We start from the raw sequence: 16,924 nt of genomic DNA, 5'->3' as shown, positions 1-16,924 counted from the left end.
CCTCCCGAAGAAAATTAGCCGCTGATCAAACGTAAAATATCATTATACGTAACAGCAATCATTAATAAAAATAACAGTGCAAATCCAACAAAGTGAACCATACCTTCACGACTCGGATCTACAGGTTTACCACGTAACGCTTCCACGCCAAGGAACGCCAAGCGGCTTCCATCGAGTGCTGGAATAGGTAGCAAGTTAAAAATCCCCAGATACAGACTCAGAATAGCGGCCCATTTTGTAAGATATGCTATGCCTTGTTGGGCAATCTGACCGGTCACCTCAAACGTACGAACCGGACCTCCAATATCATCCATATTGAATTTATTAATTAACTGCTTAAAGCCAAGAAAAATAATTTCTGTCGTACCGACCATAGCTTTACCGGAACCTGTCAACGTCTCGCCAATACCCGCTTTGCGTGTAGGTAGCTCAGGTGTGATCCCTATTTTACCGCCTTCTTGTCCTTCCATGATACGAGGAATGAGTGTCACGTTAAGTGTCTCATCGCCGCGTTGTAGCGTCCATTTCATTTCTTTTCCCTTGGACTCGGAGGTCAAGTTAATCATTTTTTGATAATCGGCACCAATCTTCTCACCGTTTATGGAGACAATGATGTCACCCTTCTGCAACCCCGCCTCTTGCGCCGGCATTCCTTCAGAGATATCACCAATCTTAACATAAGTAGGATTCTCCACCGGAATACCAACCATTTGTAAATGGATAGCAAACAGAACAAAGGCTAACAGGAAGTTCATCACAGGACCCGCAACAATAGCCAATGCACGCTGACCCACGGTCTTGCTGCCGAATTGACGATCTTTAGGTGCAATTTGAGTCTGTTGTGTTCCTTTAATCATCATCGCTTGCGGATGAACGTCATAAGTAGTAACTTCGCCATCCACATCCAAGCGGATTTGCAGATCATTTTCGAGATCGGTGTGCAAAGCCTCACCACGGATAACATTTTTACGTGTATCCAATGCGTCCAGATAAATATTTTTTACTTTATTATCCTGACCGAGTCTTACCGCAATGGTCTGTCCTGAGCCTATTTCAATAATCTCTGGATCTTCACCAGCCATCCGGGCATAACCGCCAAAAGGCAGTAAACGCAGAGTGAACTGTGTCTCATTCCATTTATAAGAAAACAGTTTCGGACCGAAACCGATAGCAAATTCCCTCACGAGAATACCGGCGCGTTTGGCAAAATAATAGTGACCCCATTCATGTACAGTCACCAGGACAAAAAACATGAGCACCGTTAATAAAACGACTTGAACCATTTCCAAACGTATCATCCCCCTTTAGGTGTAAGACCGAAGTATGTCCTCTTAATTTATCATTATTCTCCGATCAGGCACAAGAGAATCAACTGTCCCAACCTATTTTTAGGGCAAAGTAAGTATTTCCAGCCAAACAAAATCGCCTTCAGCTCTTTCTACGTTCTACAGCGTTGCCGCCAGTTCACGAACACGTTTATCACAGGATTCAATTTGTTCCAAATTTGGATTGTCCTCGTTAATATGACGATGTAGCACTTCAGCGATGATCTCCTCAATACGCAGGAATGGGATCTCATGACGCAAGAAACGAGCAACAGCAATTTCATTTGCAGCATTAAAAGCAGTAGTAGCTGTCCCGCCAGCTTTGCCACAATCCATGGCTAGCTTAAGTGCTGGGAACCGTTCATAGTCCATTTCCCGGAATGTCAAACGCCCAATTTCAGCTAACGATAAACGCTGTGCCGGTGACTCCCATCGATCGGGATACGTGAGCGCATACTGAATCGGGACACGCATATCGGGATTTCCAAGCTGAGCAATAATGCTGCTATCGCGGAACTCCACATAAGAGTGGATGATACTCTCTGGATGCAAAAGTACATTTACTTGCTCATAAGGTAGACCGAATAGCCAATGCGCTTCAATCACTTCAAGCCCTTTATTCACCATTGTAGCAGAATCAATCGTGATTTTCGCGCCCATGCTCCAATTCGGATGACGAAGTGCATCTTCTACCGTTACATTTTTGAGTTGATCACGAGTGAAATCCCGGAAAGATCCCCCAGAAGCTGTTAAAGTGATACATGCTATATCAGCAAGATTCTCACCATTTAAGCACTGAAAAATAGCAGAATGCTCGCTATCAATTGGAAACAACTTAACACCTTTACGATTAGCTAGTTCAGTGACGAGGTGTCCTGCCGTTACCAAAGTCTCTTTATTGGCTAGTCCAATATGTTTGCCTGCTTCAATAGCAGCTAACGTGGATTGGAGACCTACACTACCCATAACAGCCGTTACGACTATTTCGGCATCTCCACCCGCTGCTACCTCAACAAGACCTTCATTCCCGCTGTATAACTGTATGCCCGAAGGCAAACTGGATCTAATCTCATCAGCAAGTTCCTTCGTCGCAACTGAAACACGACGTGGATTAAACCGCCGAACTTGTTCCAGCAATAAGGCTGTGTTTGTTCCAGCTGCCAAGCCATCTACCTGAAAAGAGTCTGGGTGCATAGCGATGACATCTAGAGTCTGAGTGCCGATCGAACCTGTGGAACCAAGAACACTTATTTTTTTCATAGTTATACCCTCTCCTTTCCGTTAATAGTAAGGCATTAGCATTGTGATATGTACGAACGGAAACACAATAATCCAACTGTCACATCGATCAAGAATACCACCGTGTCCTGGCAGAAGTGTACCTGAATCTTTGATACCATACGCACGTTTATAGGCAGATTGCACAAGATCACCAAGCTGACCCAATACCGCACAAGAAAGCCCTATAAGGAGTGCTCGTCCTATCGCTAGATGTTCAGGAGCTAAAATTGCAAACACAATCGCGATCAGCATCGAGATCAGTACTCCACCTACTGCACCTTCCACCGTTTTGTTAGGACTAATGGCAGGCCAAAGTTTGTTCTTACCCATGCTTTTTCCAACAAAGTAAGCCCCGGCATCACTACCCCAAATGCAGAAGAGGAGTAAAAAGGTCCAGAACAAACCATGTCCGTCATCCGATGCACGAGCCATGGCCATATAAGAAAAACCCATACCAATGTATACTATACCAGTAAACAGCAAGGCTGTTACTCGAATATCTAATTTATTTTTAGTAAAAACTGTAACTAAAAGGAACAACAGCAGCAGAATCCAAATTCCTTGTTCCCACGATAAGGGTGCAGAGATCCCAAACAAATTCCAAGGGATCATGAAACTTAGAATGGCTGCATAACCAAGAACGGTAGAACAGGAAAGCGCAGGTATCCCTATCATTTTCACAAATTCATAAAATCCGATAAAAGCCATGGCAGTAAGTAACAACTGATATGGCCAGTTTCCCAACACGCATAAGCCTAAAAATAGTGCTCCGGCAACAATCCCGGTAATCAATCGCTGCTTCAAAGGTTTCCATCTCCTATCAAGCTACTTCAGTCCACCATAACGGCGTGTACGGCGTTGATATTCAGCAACTGCCTGATGCAAATGTTCCTTATCAAACTCAGGCCAATACACATCAGTAAACCACAGCTCACTATAAGCCAGCTGCCATAGCATGAAATTGCTAAGTCGCATTTCTCCGCTTGTACGTATAAGCAAATCCGGATCTGGTAACCCACCAGATAACATTCGGCTATCGATTAGATCAGTCGTGATATCTTCCGGTGACAAAGCCCCTGATTGAATGTCCTTACCAATGCTGCGCATGCAGTCCTCAATTTCTTTGCGTCCCCCATAATTAAGAGCAAAATTCAATATAAGTCCGGTATTGCCCTGTGTCCGGGAAACCGCTTCTTCCATAGCCTTACGTGTATATGAAGGCAATGCATCAGTATCACCCATCATACGGACTTGAACATTCTTCTCAATCAGCTCATCAAGCTCAATGGCTAGAAACTCCACTGGCAAGCGCATCAGATAATCGACTTCTTCCTTTGGTCGTTTCCAATTTTCTGTCGAGAACGCATACATCGTCAAAAACTCAACACCCAGTTCGTCTGCTGCGATTGTAGCACGTTTAACAGCCTTCATGCCATTCTGATGGCCCACAACGCGCGGCAACCCGCGTCGCTTAGCCCAACGCCCATTGCCGTCCATAATAACAGCCACGTGCCGGGGAATGTTATCCGGTGAAATCTCGACTGGCTGTTGCCTGTCTTTACGGCTCAGCCACGCTTGAACCCGTTTGATCATTTCCGTTTCCTCCAAGCTCTTATCAGAAAGAGACAAACCCCACCATTAACGGAGGGGCCTTAAGTCTCTAGAATATCTTTATACTTCCATAATCTCTTTTTCTTTGGATACAAGCACTTTGTCAACCTCGGCTATGAACTTATCCGTTGTCTTTTGAATGTCTTCCTGATGGCCACGGGACTCATCTTCCGAGATACCGTTTTTCTCCATCTTCTTAATATCATCGTTAGCATCACGGCGAATGTTGCGGATCGCTACTTTCGCTTCTTCACCAAATTTCTTCGTCAATTTCACCAAATCCGTCCGACGTTCTTCAGTCAGCGGAGGAATAGAAAGACGAATAATTGTACCGTCATTAGCAGGCGTTAAACCGATATCCGATTTCATAATCGCCCGTTCAATGTCAGACATCGATGTTTTGTCCCATGGCTGGATTAACAGTGTCCGGGTATCCGGAGTACTGATGTTAGCCAGCTGATTGATTGGAGTAGGGGAACCGTAATATTCAACTTGAATGCGATCTAGCAGTGATGTTGTTGCACGTCCTGCCCGCAATGTTGCCAAGTCACGTTTCAGCGATAAAATCGCTTTGTCCATTCGTTCTTCGGCATTTTTTTTGACCGATTGTGGCATTAATCTACACTCCCTTTAACTATCGTTCCGATCTTCTCACCGAGAACGACACGTTTGATATTGCCTTGTTCCGTAATGGCAAATACAATGAGCGGTATATTATTATCCATGCATAGAGATGAAGCTGTTGAATCCATAACACCAAGGTTCTTGTTCAGAACATCCATGTAAGTGAGCTGTTCAAACTTCTCGGCTGTGCTGTCTTTAAACGGATCTGCTGAATACACACCATCAACCTTGTTCTTCGCCATCAGAATAACTTCTGCTTCGATCTCTGCCGCTCTAAGTGCTGCAGTAGTATCTGTTGAGAAGAATGGGTTACCTGTGCCTGCTGCAAAAATAACAACGCGGCCCTTCTCCAAGTGGCGAATCGCACGACGACGAATATATGGTTCAGCAATTTGCTGCATCGAGATCGAAGTCTGCACTCTTGTTGGCACATCGATTTGCTCTAATGCATCCTGCAGAGCAAGTGAATTCATTACTGTTGCCAGCATGCCCATATAATCTGCAGTAGCGCGATCTATGCCACTTGCGCTGCCAGCGATCCCGCGCCAAATGTTACCTCCGCCACAAACAATCGCAACCTGAACGCCAAGTTCTACAACTTCCTTGATCTGTTCAGCGATGGAAATAATCATGTCGGCATCAATACCATATCCGTTTTGTCCTGCCAAAGACTCTCCACTTACCTTAAGGACTACTCTCTTAAATACCGGCTGTTCCAAATGTATACCCTCACTTTCTGCAAAAGACGGAACACTACGTGTACGTGTTCCGCTCTTCTGATGCTTGCCTTTATTCAATTCTTCACATTTATGATGAAGCTATTATTATTGATTAACTTGTGCCATAACTTCTTCAACAAAGTTATCCACTTTCTTTTCCAAACCTTCGCCTAGTTCAAAACGAGCAAAACGACGGATCGAGATGTTTTCTCCGATTGTGCTGATTTTTTCGTTCAGCAATTGGGAGATCGTTTTGTCAGGGTCTTTAACGAAGGATTGCTCAAGCAAGCAATATTCTTCGTAATATTTACCAATACGTCCTTCAACCATTTTTTCAATGATTTTCTCAGGCTTACCTTCGTTCAAAGCTTGAGCTTTCAGGATTTCTTTTTCTTTTTCCACATCTTCTTGTGGAACTTCTTCACGACGAACATAACGCGGGTTGGCTGCAGCGATTTGCATAGCGATATCGCGAGCAAAGTCCTTGAAGGAATCTGTTTTACCAACAAAGTCAGTTTCGCAGTTGATTTCTACAAGTACACCAATACGGCCACCAGCGTGGATGTAAGATTCTACAACGCCTTCAGTAGCAATACGTCCTGCTTTGTTTGCTGCTGCGGACAGACCTTTTTCACGAAGCAATTCTGCTGCTTTTGTGATATCGTTATTAGCTTCTTCAAGCGCTTTTTTACAATCAAGCATACCAGCGCCTGTTCTTTCACGAAGTTCTTTTACTGCTTTTGCATCAACTGCCATTGTTTATTCCCTCCAGGTAATTGTCGTTTTCTTACATTATTCAAGGCCTTTATCCTAAAAAAAGGGCAGTGAGAGGTTATCCACCTGCCAACCACCCTTTTCATTTAAGTTCTTGTATGTGTTAGTCGCTACTTAAGCAGTAGTTGTGTCTTCGCCTTGGTGAGCTTCAACAACAGCGTCTGCCATTTTACCAGTCAACAATTTTACGGCGCGGATAGCGTCATCGTTACCTGGAATTACGTAGTCGATTTCGTCTGGATCACAGTTAGTATCAACGATAGCTACGATTGGAATACCCAATTTGCGAGCTTCTGCAACCGCAATACGCTCTTTACGCGGGTCAATGATGAACAACGCGCTTGGTAGACCTTTCATGTTCTTGATACCGCCCAAGAATTTTTCAAGACGATCTTTTTCTTTGCGAAGAAGGATAACTTCTTTCTTAGGTAGAACTTCGAAAGTGCCGTCTTCTTCCCAAGCTTCCAATTTTTTCAAACGTTCAATACGTTTTTGGATAGTTTGGAAGTTAGTAAGAGTTCCGCCCAACCAACGTTGGTTAATGAAGAACATACCTGAACGTTCAGCTTCTTCTTTTACGGAATCTTGTGCTTGTTTCTTTGTTCCTACGAATAGGATTGTGCCGTTGTCACCAGCGACGCTTTTTACAAAGTTGTAAGCTTCTTCTACCTTCTTGACTGTTTTTTGCAAGTCAATAATGTAAATTCCGTTTCTTTCAGTGAAGATATAACGATCCATCTTTGGGTTCCAACGACGAGTCTGGTGACCGAAGTGTACCCCAGCTTCTAGAAGCTGTTTCATGGAGATTACTGCCATCTTCACACACCTCCTAAGTTTGGTTTATTGTGTGTCTCCTCCGCCGTGCGTCATCTTTCAGCAAGACTTTCTTCAGAAGAAAGCACCCCTTGTCGAAATCAACCGACGTGTGTTTTAACACCGTCAATTACTATACCATATTTTATTAGTGTATGCAACGATCATTGAAAACTTATTAATTTTTCTAGTATAGAATCTAGACTCTCGTCTTTATTAAAGGTGTAAGAACCCGATTGGATTTTCGTATTGATCTGACGTTGATTGGCGACTTTAAGAAAACCAGCCTTATCCTTAATGACTTCAGCCTTCTCCAAAATATCTGCTGTTTTTGTCAGTGTGCTACCTGATGGTATACGAACAACAACCCCTGCATTCGCAGTGACTTTAGGCTTATCAGGTGTAACAGCAGATGGTGCAGTAGTGACTCCTGGCTTCTCAACAGTACCTTCTTTAGGCGTTGAGGGCTCTTTAGGAGGGATAACCTTATTGGGGTTGCCAGATACTGTAGGAGATACTACAGGAGCGGGAGAAGCCGCTACTGCAGGCTCAGAAGGGGCCACGTTCTCCTGACTTCCATCAGTAATTCCGACATTCTTCAGATCTTGTTCAGCATCTTCCAACGCAGACTCATCCGAAGGGGATTCAGTAGATTCGTCGATAACCTTCAAGTTCAATTTCTCAGCACCTTGTAAAATCTGTTCCTTGGTTAGTGGAGCCGCTCCACCGGATATCATTAATTGAAGCAATAGTGCTGCTGCTATTAGCCCTGTGCCAAGTCCGAACAAAAAAGAACGGTTCTTCATCATACCGATTCCTCCTGTTTGGCAAGTTGCAGAATCAGTTGCACTTCTCCCCGCTGAAGTCCAGCCGTCTTGGCAATGGAGTCTATCGATTTCCCTTGCTCATGTAGTTCAAATAATCGTGGATATCGCAATTTAATAGAACTAATAGGTTTCGCTTTCACTTCTGGTTGTATTGAACTCATACCAGCTCCGACAGACGGGTCTCCTCCCTTAACATGTGGCCCCGTCTCAACCGAAACTTCCAACTCTTTTAACCGCTTTTCTTCGTTAGATACTCGGCCCTCAAGTAGTAAAGAGTTTTGCTGTATTTCTGTCAATTGAAGCTGCAAATCACTAATCTGCCCTTGCATTGCACTATGATTAGTTTGTGATTGCTGCTTAATACTGCTGACTAACTGTACAAGTTCTTCATTCTCGCGCTCTATGTCAGCCATATATAGCTCAAGCGCAGCCTCCGTTTCTTTGAGGCTTTGCTGATCAGCTTTTCCTTCCCTCATACGTGCTGGAAGAAGAAGGGCATAAAGAATAGCGGCGACACCTACTAGCACAATATACACCCATGGTTGCAAGTGCCTTATCTCCTTTAACATATCAAATATATTTACCTTATTAAAGACTCAGATCAATGCGCTGTCCTTTGTAAGGATGTTCCGCATCACGAGTCCCTGACTTCGAACGTTTCTCCGAGGACGGATTCCCTCCGGAATGATGATTGCCTTTATCTCCGCCATCACGCAAAGCCGACTCAGAAGATTCATCCACCTCAGAGCTTCGCATGGTCATTTCCTGGCTTTGCTTCACATTTTGTCCGGCCAGTTGATGCTGATCAATAGCGGGGCGCTGCTGAGATTCATTCTGAATCTTACCCGCTTCCGTAGTCCGAGGTAGTGCAATTTGCAGTTCCACTGGTTTTAGGCTCATCATAACCCTCTTCTCATAAGAAGAAACGATGTTGTCGTCTTTTGAAGACGATAACCGTTTCTCGTAAAAATATAAGGATAATGTATAACGTGAAACTTATACTTTCTTATATTTCAAGAATGGCCGGCCGCTAATGCTGCCCGCCCGATTAATTGTATGGCGTTAAGGATATATCACCTTCACTATAAACAAACACAACTCGTTCTGTGGGGTCCTTTACAAATCGGGTATATCTGCCGATCATAATTTTGGATCCGCCATAGATTGTTTTGATCACTTCAACTCTAGCTCTGCCAGTATCTTCTAGCATTCTTTCAATCTCTAACACGCGTTCTTTAATTCTTTTCTCCTCACGTTGATGAGATTGTTTGGTTGCATTCAATTTAACTCGAAGCGCTACTTTATCTGCAGGTAGTTGACCATTGGTTGCCAATTGATTTAATAGGTACAACGCTTTAGAGGTTTTGTCCTCATTTTCAAGTAATTGACGCAGTGATTGACGCAGCTCATTAATCTCATTTCTGAGTTCAGGTACTACACCTACCTCAATCGAAGTCGCTGTGGACATGGTATTGCCAATTGTACGTGCAACGACTCTTTCCCCGGACTGAACAGTTCCGCCAACAATCAATCCCTTAGCTCCGTTACAAAGGACATCTCTGCCTGCGCGTATATTGGAATGCATAATGCTCTGGGATACAATGACATCTTCACCGGCTGTAACGTTACCATCTTGAATGAATGAGACCTTAACATTTTTTCCAGCGGTTACATGTCCTTTGTTATAGCCGATAATTCCACCCGTAATTTCGATGGATCCACCAGAGATTAATTCTGCCCCTTCTACTCCACCAACTACACGGATATCACCAGCAGACTTTACAGAAAATCCTGAAAGTACGTTTCCCCGAATAACAACCGTACCTACAAAATCAATGTTCCCAGTACTATAATCTACATCACCATTCACTTCATACACGGGAAACACATTGATTTTACCGTTATCGGTTAAAGTAACAAGACCGTCAATTGCGGCATACATCGAAGTTCCATTGTTATCAATGAGTACGTTTTTTCCGACTTTAAAATGAGCTTCCTTTCCAACTCTGAAAGCAAGCTCATCACCCGTTACAGTCTTTCCATGTTTACCAGGCTGAGCAGGGATAATTCTAGCTATCAACTTTCCTTTGAGCACGTTACGAAGCCGAACTAAATCCTTATAATCTACCTTACCATCCGCTTTTTCAAGCGGCTTGCGATCCTCTTCCAGATCAACAGTGAGCATAATACGTCCGTCACTTCCATTTACTGCAGGTTCACCTGTAGCAATAGCGACTTTACTCCAAAAGAACTCCTCTGGATGACTACAAATACGTTCAACAACATCACGCTGGATCCCGTAGCGAATATTGTGACTGTGCAGGAAGCTTTCCAATTCTGTAGGTGAGCAGGAAAAATTCTCATCCTTTTTGGAGAACTGCAAATACGCGATCCCTTTGTCATCCGAAAAAGTAATACTCAAGTACTGATCCAAAGCATGTTGACCGATCAATTTTGCTCCCCCTTGTCACCGCTAACGGTTAATCGTTCTGCATAAGTAGATCGCGATTCTTCTCAAGCGTTCCCCTCAGCCGTAAAATAGCTTTGGAATGAAGCTGCGAAATCCGTGAAGGAGATAATGACATAACCTCTGCAATTTCGCTCAATGACAAATCTTCATAATATAAAAGGGACACAACGGTCCGTTCTTTCACCGTTAATTTCTCAATACCTTTGGTGAGGGCTTCGCGTAAGTAGAACTCATTTACCTTGCTATCCGGATTCTTAGCTTTATCGTCCACAAGTATGGACATTCGGGTCTCTGATTCCTCTTCACGAATCGGGTCTTCCAGTGAACATAGTGACATTACAGCCACATCCTGCAACATATTTTGAAATTCTGTTACACTAATATTCAGGTATAGACTCATTTCCTCATCACTAACGGATCTCAAATACTTCTGTTCCAGCTGCTGATATGCATCCTCGATTTTTTTTGCTTTTTCTCGTACAGACCTAGGTACCCAATCACTTTGGCGTAATGAATCTAAAATTGCACCACGTACACGCCAGGACGCATAGGTCTGGAACTGCAATCCTCGTTTGTAGTCGAATTTTTCAATCGCATCGATTAATCCCATTACTCCATTACTGGCTAGATCATCTTTAGATACATTCTTGGGTAACCCCACAGCCAAACGGCTGGATACATAATCAACAATATGGAGATAACTTTCTATCAGTTTCTTTTTGGCTTCAGGGTCACTGTGTTCTTTCCACTGTTCCCATAGCTCGTCAGTTTCCAATTGAGAAGCTTTACGCTCGTTCAATAGCTTTCACCCTTCCCAAAGTTTAGTCAGAGAGCTTGTCGCGGCGAAACCTGCCTTGTCACAAGCATAAACGCCTTCAGCGTCCTTATAAGGACGGTAGCGTTTAAGCGAGAAATATAAGGATAATGTATAACATGAAACTTATACATTCTTATATTTTAAGATAACCGATTCCGCCACAGCGCTCGCTTATTCTTCTTTCAGGTGACGAACGGCCTTGGCCAATTCTTCAGGATCTTTCATTGAGACTAGTTTTGGGGGTGTAAGAGGCTTGAACCCCTCACTGTTCCCACTTCCTTGTCCTGGCTTCGGTTTGAGTAGGTTGATTAACTCTTCATCCTCATTAGGGGTACTGATGTCTAGCTTCGCACCAAGTTCTTCTCCATCAATATCCTGTTCATCCGGAGGCGATGATTGATACATAATAAAACCCAATACCCATCTTAGGAGGAAAGCAAGCAGAAACCAGATGATAAATCCTAATAGGCTTCGTAATAAACTAGTACCGAGAACATTATTACTGTAGGTTACCAAAAATGTGAATACAAAACCTATCAAACCAAACAGCAAGTTTACAAAAATGTTTCCTATCATCTTCATATTTATATTTCCTTAGCGCCTTTTTGCACACTTCGGATGAACAAAACACCAGTGTTGCAGGCAATTTCTATCGTACGGCCATAATTACCGCCCGTGTCTTCCGCAATTAACGGAATCTTCAAATTCTCAAGAGCAAGTTTACAAGATTCAACATTACGAGGCCCGATCCTCATGGTGTCGCTCCCCCCGGCAAAGGCAAACATTTGTGATCCTCCTGCCATCTTGGCTACGATCCGACTCCGAACCGCACCAAGCTCCAGCAAACGGGATAAGAGCTCCGGCACCGCAGTATCTGCAAACTTAGCGATGTTTAATTGCCCTTCCCTAGCAATCTCAGAAGAAGGGAGCATCACATGCGCCATTCCCGCGAGTTTTTTTCCAGGGTCAAACAATGTCAATCCCACGCAGGAGCCAAGACCCGTTGTACGAATCAAACTATCTTGGCTTCCAATGTTAAGATCTGCCATCCCTACTTTAATGATGCTTTGTTCTTCAATCATTTTCAAACGGAACTCCTAGCGATTTGAAGATTTTCGGGAATGATTCCGGATCGGGAATAAGGAAAAATTGCCCTTCAATTTCGTTTTTCCCCTCAAAAAAGGTAGTATCAATCAACAATGCATCGTCACCCATTTGCCCAAATTGCAGCAAACCATAGCTTAGGATGGCTCCAGCCATATCCATGGCAAGTGCAGGAACTGTTGGATACATAGAAAGTGAGGTGAAGTCTGCAAGAGAAGATAGGTACGACCCCGCCAAAATATTACCAATTTCACTCAGCGCGGAAAGCTCCATTTCTCCAAGCTCTTGGTCACTCAAAATCTCGATGCCTGCGATGCGACTGAGTAGGTTCAAAGCGGCTTCCGGTGAAAGAATGAAAAACAGGTTGCCCGGAGCTTCCCCCTCCACACGTAAGAAAATTGCATATACTAGTTCTTCTGCTCCACCAACTTTGTCCGTAATCTCTTCAAAGTTGAGAAGCTGTACCTTGGGAACAGCCATATCAATCGGCTTATTCAAGAGCTGTGATAATGCGGTGGCTGCATTCCCAGCTCCAATATTCCCGACTTCCTTAAGCACATCCATTTTAAAATCCTTATAGTGCTTAAATAATTCCACAGGTTAGCCCTCTAGGCTTTCTAATTGAACGATTTCGCCTTTGTTAAGCACTTCTGACAGATTAAGCATGATCAGCAAGCGCTCTTCACCTATCTTGGCCACCCCATCTAAATACTTCGCTTTGATGCCGCCAACAACATCTGGAGGTGTATCGATAGAATCCCTGTTCAAATCTATTACATCATTTGCTGAATCTACAATGAAACCTACTTCCATTTCATTAACAGATACGATAATTACACGTGATTGATCTGTTTGCTCCACCTCTTCGATCCCAAAGCGGCCCCGAAGGTCAATTACCGGGATAACAACACCACGTAAATTAATTACACCCTTGATAAACGAATACGTTTTAGGCACACGAGTTATTGGCATCATGCGCTCAATGGTTTGTACCTTCTCAACTTCGATACCGTATTCCTCTGAGCCTAATTTGAACACTATCACTTTAATATCTTCAGCCATTGGAACGAACCTCCCTGTTCTATCCTAGTTATTTAATAAAAGCGTTCGGATCAATAATAAGTGCGACTTGGCCATCTCCAAGTATCGTTGCGCCAGATATCCCTTGAATTTCAGGTAAATATTTACCCAAATTCTTGATAACGATCTCGTTCTGACCAATAAAATCCTGTACAGCTAAGGCTACAAGACGTTCTCCCTTACGTACAACTACGATCTCTGTCTCTTCTTCAGTACTCTCATCATAATCAGGTACCGAAAATAGACGACTTAGAGAAACCAGTGGAATATGAGAATTCCGGAACTCTATCATTTTGTTGCCATGAATCGTACGGATTTGAGTGTTCTTCACGATTCCAGTCTCCACAATAGAGGATAATGGAATGGCATACTTCTCAGAGCCCAATCGAATAAGCATTGCAGCAATGATAGATAGAGTTAGAGGCAGCTGCACTGAGAAATTTGTTCCTTTACCTGGAGCAGAATAAATCGTTACATTGCCGCCTAAAGAAGAGATCTTAGATTTCACTACATCCAGCCCTACCCCGCGGCCTGAAACATCAGAAATGACCTCTGCTGTACTGAAGCCTGGTGCAAATAACAACTGAAAAGCTTCATCATCCGTCATATTTGATGCCTGCTCTTGCGTAATCACGCCTTTTTTCACAGCAGACTTCAAAACCTTCTCAGGATAAATACCTGTTCCATCTTCCTCAATTTCAATGAAGACATGATTTCCGCTGTGGAAAGCACGTAGATGAACTGTCCCAGTCTCTGGTTTTCCAGCAGCAATACGGTCAGCAATGGATTCAATTCCGTGATCAACCGCATTACGCAATAAATGCACAAGTGGATCACCAATTTCATCAATTACCGTCCGGTCAAGCTCTGTTTCGGCACCCGTTACAATTAGATCTATTTTCTTGTCCAGCGACTTAGCTAGATCACGAACCATACGTGGGAACCGGTTAAATACGGTATCTACTGGAACCATGCGAAGCTTCATCACAATATTCTGGAGATCTCCGCTTACTCTGCCCATATGCTCGACAGTTTCCGTAAGATCACCATTCTGAACCTCTGAAGCCAGCTGTTCTAAACGAACTCTGTCAATCAGAAGTTCACTAAATAAATTCATGAGCACATCTAAGCGTTCGATATCTACGCGAATCGTACGTGAAGGCGCCGCTCCTGTTTTAGCTGCTCCCGGCTTATTAGCTTCATCTTTGGTAGGCAATGGTTTAGATGCTACGGAAGCAGCTGGAGCTGTTTCCTCTACAGTGGCTGTTGCGGCCACCTCTGATACAGCCGATGCCGATTCTTGACCAAGCATTTTCAAGGATTCTTGATCTAGGGCTACTGCCGTTACTTTATCAATTTCAGACAAATTCATAATCATGGCCTGAATCTGATCCGCGGTTTTTTGGGTTATGTAATAGAGTGAGAAGCTTTGGTCAAATTTCTCTTGTTCTATATCTTGAACGGATGGGAAGGATTTAACCACTTCACCCGAACGTTCGAGTAGATCAAACACCATATATGCACGTACAGCCTTAAGTTGACAATCCTTTCGGATCGTTACGTCCACATACAATGCATGATGCCCTTCCTGTATCGATTGTTCAAGAACAGAAAATTGGAACTCATCCAGATGAATCGGAGTTTCAGCCGCTTGTGCAGCAGGTGTAGCAGCAACAGATGCTGCGCCGCCTTCAACAGGAATCTCTCCCCGAACAATAGCCTGTAAGGATGAGACAATGGACGATACATCTGCTTTACCTTCGCCACCTCTAGTAATATCCTCAACCATAGACTCTAAAGCATCTAAACTTTTGAATAACGTATCAAAAATGAAATCCTGCATGCGCAGCTTGTTATTACGTACAAGGTCTAACACATTCTCCATTTGGTGTGTAAGTGAAGCCAAATCTTCAAAGCCCATAGTCGCTGCCATACCTTTTAAGGTGTGTGCAGAGCGGAATATTACCTGTACAATACTAAGATCCTCAGGATTCGCTTCCAGCCCCATCATGCTCTCGTTCAATGACTGCAGATGATCATTCGACTCATCAATAAACATGGATAAATATTGGTTCATGTCCATCAGTGAGCACCTCCCCTTCGAGTTCGCTTTTCCGTTATTTAACGGCTTGTACTAGCCTTGGAGCAATTTCTTGCAAAGGCAGTACATACTTTACGCACTGCAATTCCACCGCGGATCGCGGCATCCCGTAAACGACACAGGTCTCTTCACTTTCAGCAAAAGTTGAGGTAACCCCTGAGTCATAGAGAGATTTCATCATCCTTGCACCATCACTACCCATCCCTGTCATCAGCAACACGTGCCGCTCTAGCGATGTGAGTGGAAGTAATGATTCGAATAAAACATCTACTGAAGGTCGGTGGCCATTTCGCGCCTCCTCCTTCGTGAGTACAACTGCATATTGCCCTTTAGATGATGGGGTAACTTGTAAATGATAGCCTCCAGGCGCAATGTAAGCAGCTCCTTTTCGTAATATCATCCCCTGCTCTGCTTCTAACACTTCTAGCGGACTGAATGTATTCAATCGCTGGGCCAGTGATTTCGTGAAGTTAGGCGGCATATGCTGCACAATGACAATAGGAGCTGGAAAATCCGCTGGAATTTTCTCCAGGAGTACCTTTAGTGCACGGGGTCCGCCTGTAGAACAACCGACAGCAACTAATTTGTGCAAATTCTTGCTTCCAACCATTCGATCCGGAGGAAGTCCCGGAGAATTAGAGGATACCTCCACTAAAGATTCTATCACCGGTTTGGATGGAATTGGTTTTATCTCTACTTTAGACTTTGGTTTAGTCTTTTCGGATATCGGTGTTTTGGTAGAGATTATTGGTTTGGTTGCTTTTTTAGGGATAGTAGTATCTATTGGCTGTTTTCCCCGAGGTTTTCTCAATCCTTCATCTTTGAGAGAAGATTTAAGCGCTGCCTTGGGTTTATCTGATATCAATCTCGATGCAGTCGGCAGTAATGGCTCTAAAGGCGCGATGTCAGGCATCCTAAATGCAGATGCTCGCGCTTCACGCTGCTCTCGAGCCAACATAGCTTCTTTCATTTGCTCTCTTAGGGATTCCCCTACTCCCGTTATATCCTGGGAGTTTGATATCGAAGGTTTACGAATGAAATCAAAAGCGCCCCATTCCAGTGCAAGAATGGTTTCCTTCATGCCCTCTTCATTGATGCCTGACAGCATAATCACTGGCAGCGGATCTGACGCCATTATTATTTTCAGCGCTTCTAAGCCGTTCATCTCCGGCATTTCCACATCCATGGTAACTAGATCAGGACGAAGCTTGTTTATTTTCTCGATAGCTTCGCGACCGTTTGTTGCTGTTGCCGTCACCTGAAAGTCAGCGTCATTTTCAATTAAATCGGAAATGATCTTGCGCATAAATGCAGAATCATCAACAACCAAAACTTTATATGGCTTCATATCATTTCCACCTCTGTTCCAGATTCAGAA

Annotated in this window: 19 protein-coding genes; all 19 read right to left on the bottom strand. The window is 43.7% G+C overall.

Annotation, left to right across the window (positions count from 1 at the left end):
• Positions 1 to 14: 14 nt before the first annotated feature.
• Positions 15 to 1,289: an RIP metalloprotease RseP gene (rseP, locus tag UQ64_RS09065; protein ID WP_060623084.1), complete on the bottom strand. Its 1,275-nt coding sequence runs from the start codon at positions 1,287 to 1,289 to the stop codon at positions 15 to 17.
• Between the two features lie 156 nt (positions 1,290 to 1,445).
• Positions 1,446 to 2,585: a 1-deoxy-D-xylulose-5-phosphate reductoisomerase gene (locus UQ64_RS09060; RefSeq protein WP_060623083.1), complete on the bottom strand. Its 1,140-nt coding sequence runs from the start codon at positions 2,583 to 2,585 to the stop codon at positions 1,446 to 1,448.
• Positions 2,586 to 2,606: 21 nt separating this feature from the next.
• Complete coding sequence (locus UQ64_RS09055) at positions 2,607 to 3,410, bottom strand: phosphatidate cytidylyltransferase (RefSeq protein ID WP_060623082.1); 804 nt, start codon at positions 3,408 to 3,410, stop codon at positions 2,607 to 2,609.
• Positions 3,411 to 3,431: 21 nt separating this feature from the next.
• Entirely contained in the window at positions 3,432 to 4,199 is a 768-nt protein-coding gene (locus UQ64_RS09050) for an undecaprenyl pyrophosphate synthase (protein WP_042189423.1), read from the bottom strand.
• 78 nt (positions 4,200 to 4,277) lie between these two features.
• The gene (gene frr / locus UQ64_RS09045) at positions 4,278 to 4,832 is read right to left on the bottom strand and encodes a ribosome recycling factor (RefSeq protein WP_060623081.1); all 555 of its coding nucleotides are present in this window, start codon (positions 4,830 to 4,832) and stop codon (positions 4,278 to 4,280) included.
• Entirely contained in the window at positions 4,832 to 5,560 is a 729-nt protein-coding gene (gene pyrH, locus UQ64_RS09040; protein ID WP_036688491.1) for a UMP kinase, read from the bottom strand. Before pyrH ends, frr begins: the two co-directional genes overlap by 1 nt.
• Before the next feature lie 105 nt (positions 5,561 to 5,665).
• The gene (gene tsf / locus UQ64_RS09035) at positions 5,666 to 6,316 is read right to left on the bottom strand and encodes a translation elongation factor Ts (RefSeq protein ID WP_060623080.1); all 651 of its coding nucleotides are present in this window, start codon (positions 6,314 to 6,316) and stop codon (positions 5,666 to 5,668) included.
• A 132-nt stretch (positions 6,317 to 6,448) separates the two neighbouring features.
• The gene (gene rpsB, locus UQ64_RS09030; RefSeq protein ID WP_060623079.1) at positions 6,449 to 7,150 is read right to left on the bottom strand and encodes a 30S ribosomal protein S2; all 702 of its coding nucleotides are present in this window, start codon (positions 7,148 to 7,150) and stop codon (positions 6,449 to 6,451) included.
• A 161-nt stretch (positions 7,151 to 7,311) separates the two neighbouring features.
• Positions 7,312 to 7,956: an endolytic transglycosylase MltG gene (locus UQ64_RS09025; protein ID WP_060623078.1), complete on the bottom strand. Its 645-nt coding sequence runs from the start codon at positions 7,954 to 7,956 to the stop codon at positions 7,312 to 7,314.
• A complete protein-coding gene (locus tag UQ64_RS09020; RefSeq protein ID WP_060623077.1) occupies positions 7,953 to 8,522 on the bottom strand; it encodes a hypothetical protein in 570 nt (189 codons plus the stop codon). Before UQ64_RS09020 ends, UQ64_RS09025 begins: the two co-directional genes overlap by 4 nt.
• A 40-nt stretch (positions 8,523 to 8,562) precedes the next feature.
• The gene (locus UQ64_RS09015) at positions 8,563 to 8,877 is read right to left on the bottom strand and encodes a hypothetical protein (protein WP_245237898.1); all 315 of its coding nucleotides are present in this window, start codon (positions 8,875 to 8,877) and stop codon (positions 8,563 to 8,565) included.
• A 145-nt stretch (positions 8,878 to 9,022) separates the two neighbouring features.
• Complete coding sequence (locus UQ64_RS09010; protein WP_060623075.1) at positions 9,023 to 10,426, bottom strand: flagellar assembly protein A; 1,404 nt, start codon at positions 10,424 to 10,426, stop codon at positions 9,023 to 9,025.
• 28 nt (positions 10,427 to 10,454) lie between these two features.
• Positions 10,455 to 11,243, bottom strand: coding sequence for a FliA/WhiG family RNA polymerase sigma factor (locus tag UQ64_RS09005; RefSeq protein ID WP_042189430.1), 789 nt, complete (start codon positions 11,241 to 11,243; stop codon positions 10,455 to 10,457).
• Positions 11,244 to 11,432: 189 nt separating this feature from the next.
• Positions 11,433 to 11,843, bottom strand: coding sequence for a hypothetical protein (locus UQ64_RS09000; RefSeq protein ID WP_342447579.1), 411 nt, complete (start codon positions 11,841 to 11,843; stop codon positions 11,433 to 11,435).
• A gap of 2 nt (positions 11,844 to 11,845) precedes the next feature.
• Entirely contained in the window at positions 11,846 to 12,343 is a 498-nt protein-coding gene (locus UQ64_RS08995) for a chemotaxis protein CheD (protein WP_060623074.1), read from the bottom strand.
• Positions 12,336 to 12,929, bottom strand: a complete 594-nt coding sequence (locus UQ64_RS08990; RefSeq protein WP_425339580.1) for a chemotaxis protein CheC — start codon at positions 12,927 to 12,929, stop codon at positions 12,336 to 12,338. Before UQ64_RS08990 ends, UQ64_RS08995 begins: the two co-directional genes overlap by 8 nt.
• 36 nt (positions 12,930 to 12,965) lie before the next feature.
• Positions 12,966 to 13,427, bottom strand: coding sequence for a chemotaxis protein CheW (locus UQ64_RS08985; protein ID WP_060623072.1), 462 nt, complete (start codon positions 13,425 to 13,427; stop codon positions 12,966 to 12,968).
• A gap of 28 nt (positions 13,428 to 13,455) precedes the next feature.
• Positions 13,456 to 15,528 carry a chemotaxis protein CheA gene (locus UQ64_RS08980; protein WP_060623071.1) on the bottom strand — a complete coding sequence of 691 codons (2,073 nt, stop codon included), beginning with the start codon at positions 15,526 to 15,528 and terminating at the stop codon, positions 13,456 to 13,458.
• A 34-nt stretch (positions 15,529 to 15,562) separates the two neighbouring features.
• Positions 15,563 to 16,894 (bottom strand): protein-glutamate methylesterase/protein-glutamine glutaminase, encoded by a 1,332-nt coding sequence (locus UQ64_RS08975; protein ID WP_060623070.1) that lies wholly within the window; start codon positions 16,892 to 16,894, stop codon positions 15,563 to 15,565.
• Positions 16,895 to 16,924: the final 30 nt, after the last annotated feature.

The organism is Paenibacillus etheri (assembly GCF_001012825.1).
Lineage (GTDB): Bacteria > Bacillota > Bacilli > Paenibacillales > Paenibacillaceae > Paenibacillus_AQ > Paenibacillus_AQ etheri.
Note: the sequence above shows the minus strand (reverse complement) of the source record. Positions and strands in the feature narration are given on the sequence as shown.

Coding starts and splice junctions, on each gene's coding strand:
- UQ64_RS09025 (WP_060623078.1), bottom strand. CDS start 7,956: ATGATGAAGAACCGTTCTTTTTTGTTCGGACTTGGCACAGGGCTAATA.
- UQ64_RS09050 (WP_042189423.1), bottom strand. CDS start 4,199: ATGATCAAACGGGTTCAAGCGTGGCTGAGCCGTAAAGACAGGCAACAG.
- rpsB (WP_060623079.1), bottom strand. CDS start 7,150: ATGGCAGTAATCTCCATGAAACAGCTTCTAGAAGCTGGGGTACACTTC.
- UQ64_RS08990 (WP_425339580.1), bottom strand. CDS start 12,929: ATGGATGTGCTTAAGGAAGTCGGGAATATTGGAGCTGGGAATGCAGCC.
- UQ64_RS09015 (WP_245237898.1), bottom strand. CDS start 8,877: ATGATGAGCCTAAAACCAGTGGAACTGCAAATTGCACTACCTCGGACT.
- UQ64_RS08975 (WP_060623070.1), bottom strand. CDS start 16,894: ATGAAGCCATATAAAGTTTTGGTTGTTGATGATTCTGCATTTATGCGC.
- UQ64_RS09060 (WP_060623083.1), bottom strand. CDS start 2,585: ATGAAAAAAATAAGTGTTCTTGGTTCCACAGGTTCGATCGGCACTCAG.
- tsf (WP_060623080.1), bottom strand. CDS start 6,316: ATGGCAGTTGATGCAAAAGCAGTAAAAGAACTTCGTGAAAGAACAGGC.
- UQ64_RS08980 (WP_060623071.1), bottom strand. CDS start 15,528: ATGGACATGAACCAATATTTATCCATGTTTATTGATGAGTCGAATGAT.
- UQ64_RS09000 (WP_342447579.1), bottom strand. CDS start 11,843: ATGAAGATGATAGGAAACATTTTTGTAAACTTGCTGTTTGGTTTGATA.
- UQ64_RS08985 (WP_060623072.1), bottom strand. CDS start 13,427: ATGGCTGAAGATATTAAAGTGATAGTGTTCAAATTAGGCTCAGAGGAA.
- UQ64_RS08995 (WP_060623074.1), bottom strand. CDS start 12,343: ATGATTGAAGAACAAAGCATCATTAAAGTAGGGATGGCAGATCTTAAC.
- frr (WP_060623081.1), bottom strand. CDS start 4,832: ATGCCACAATCGGTCAAAAAAAATGCCGAAGAACGAATGGACAAAGCG.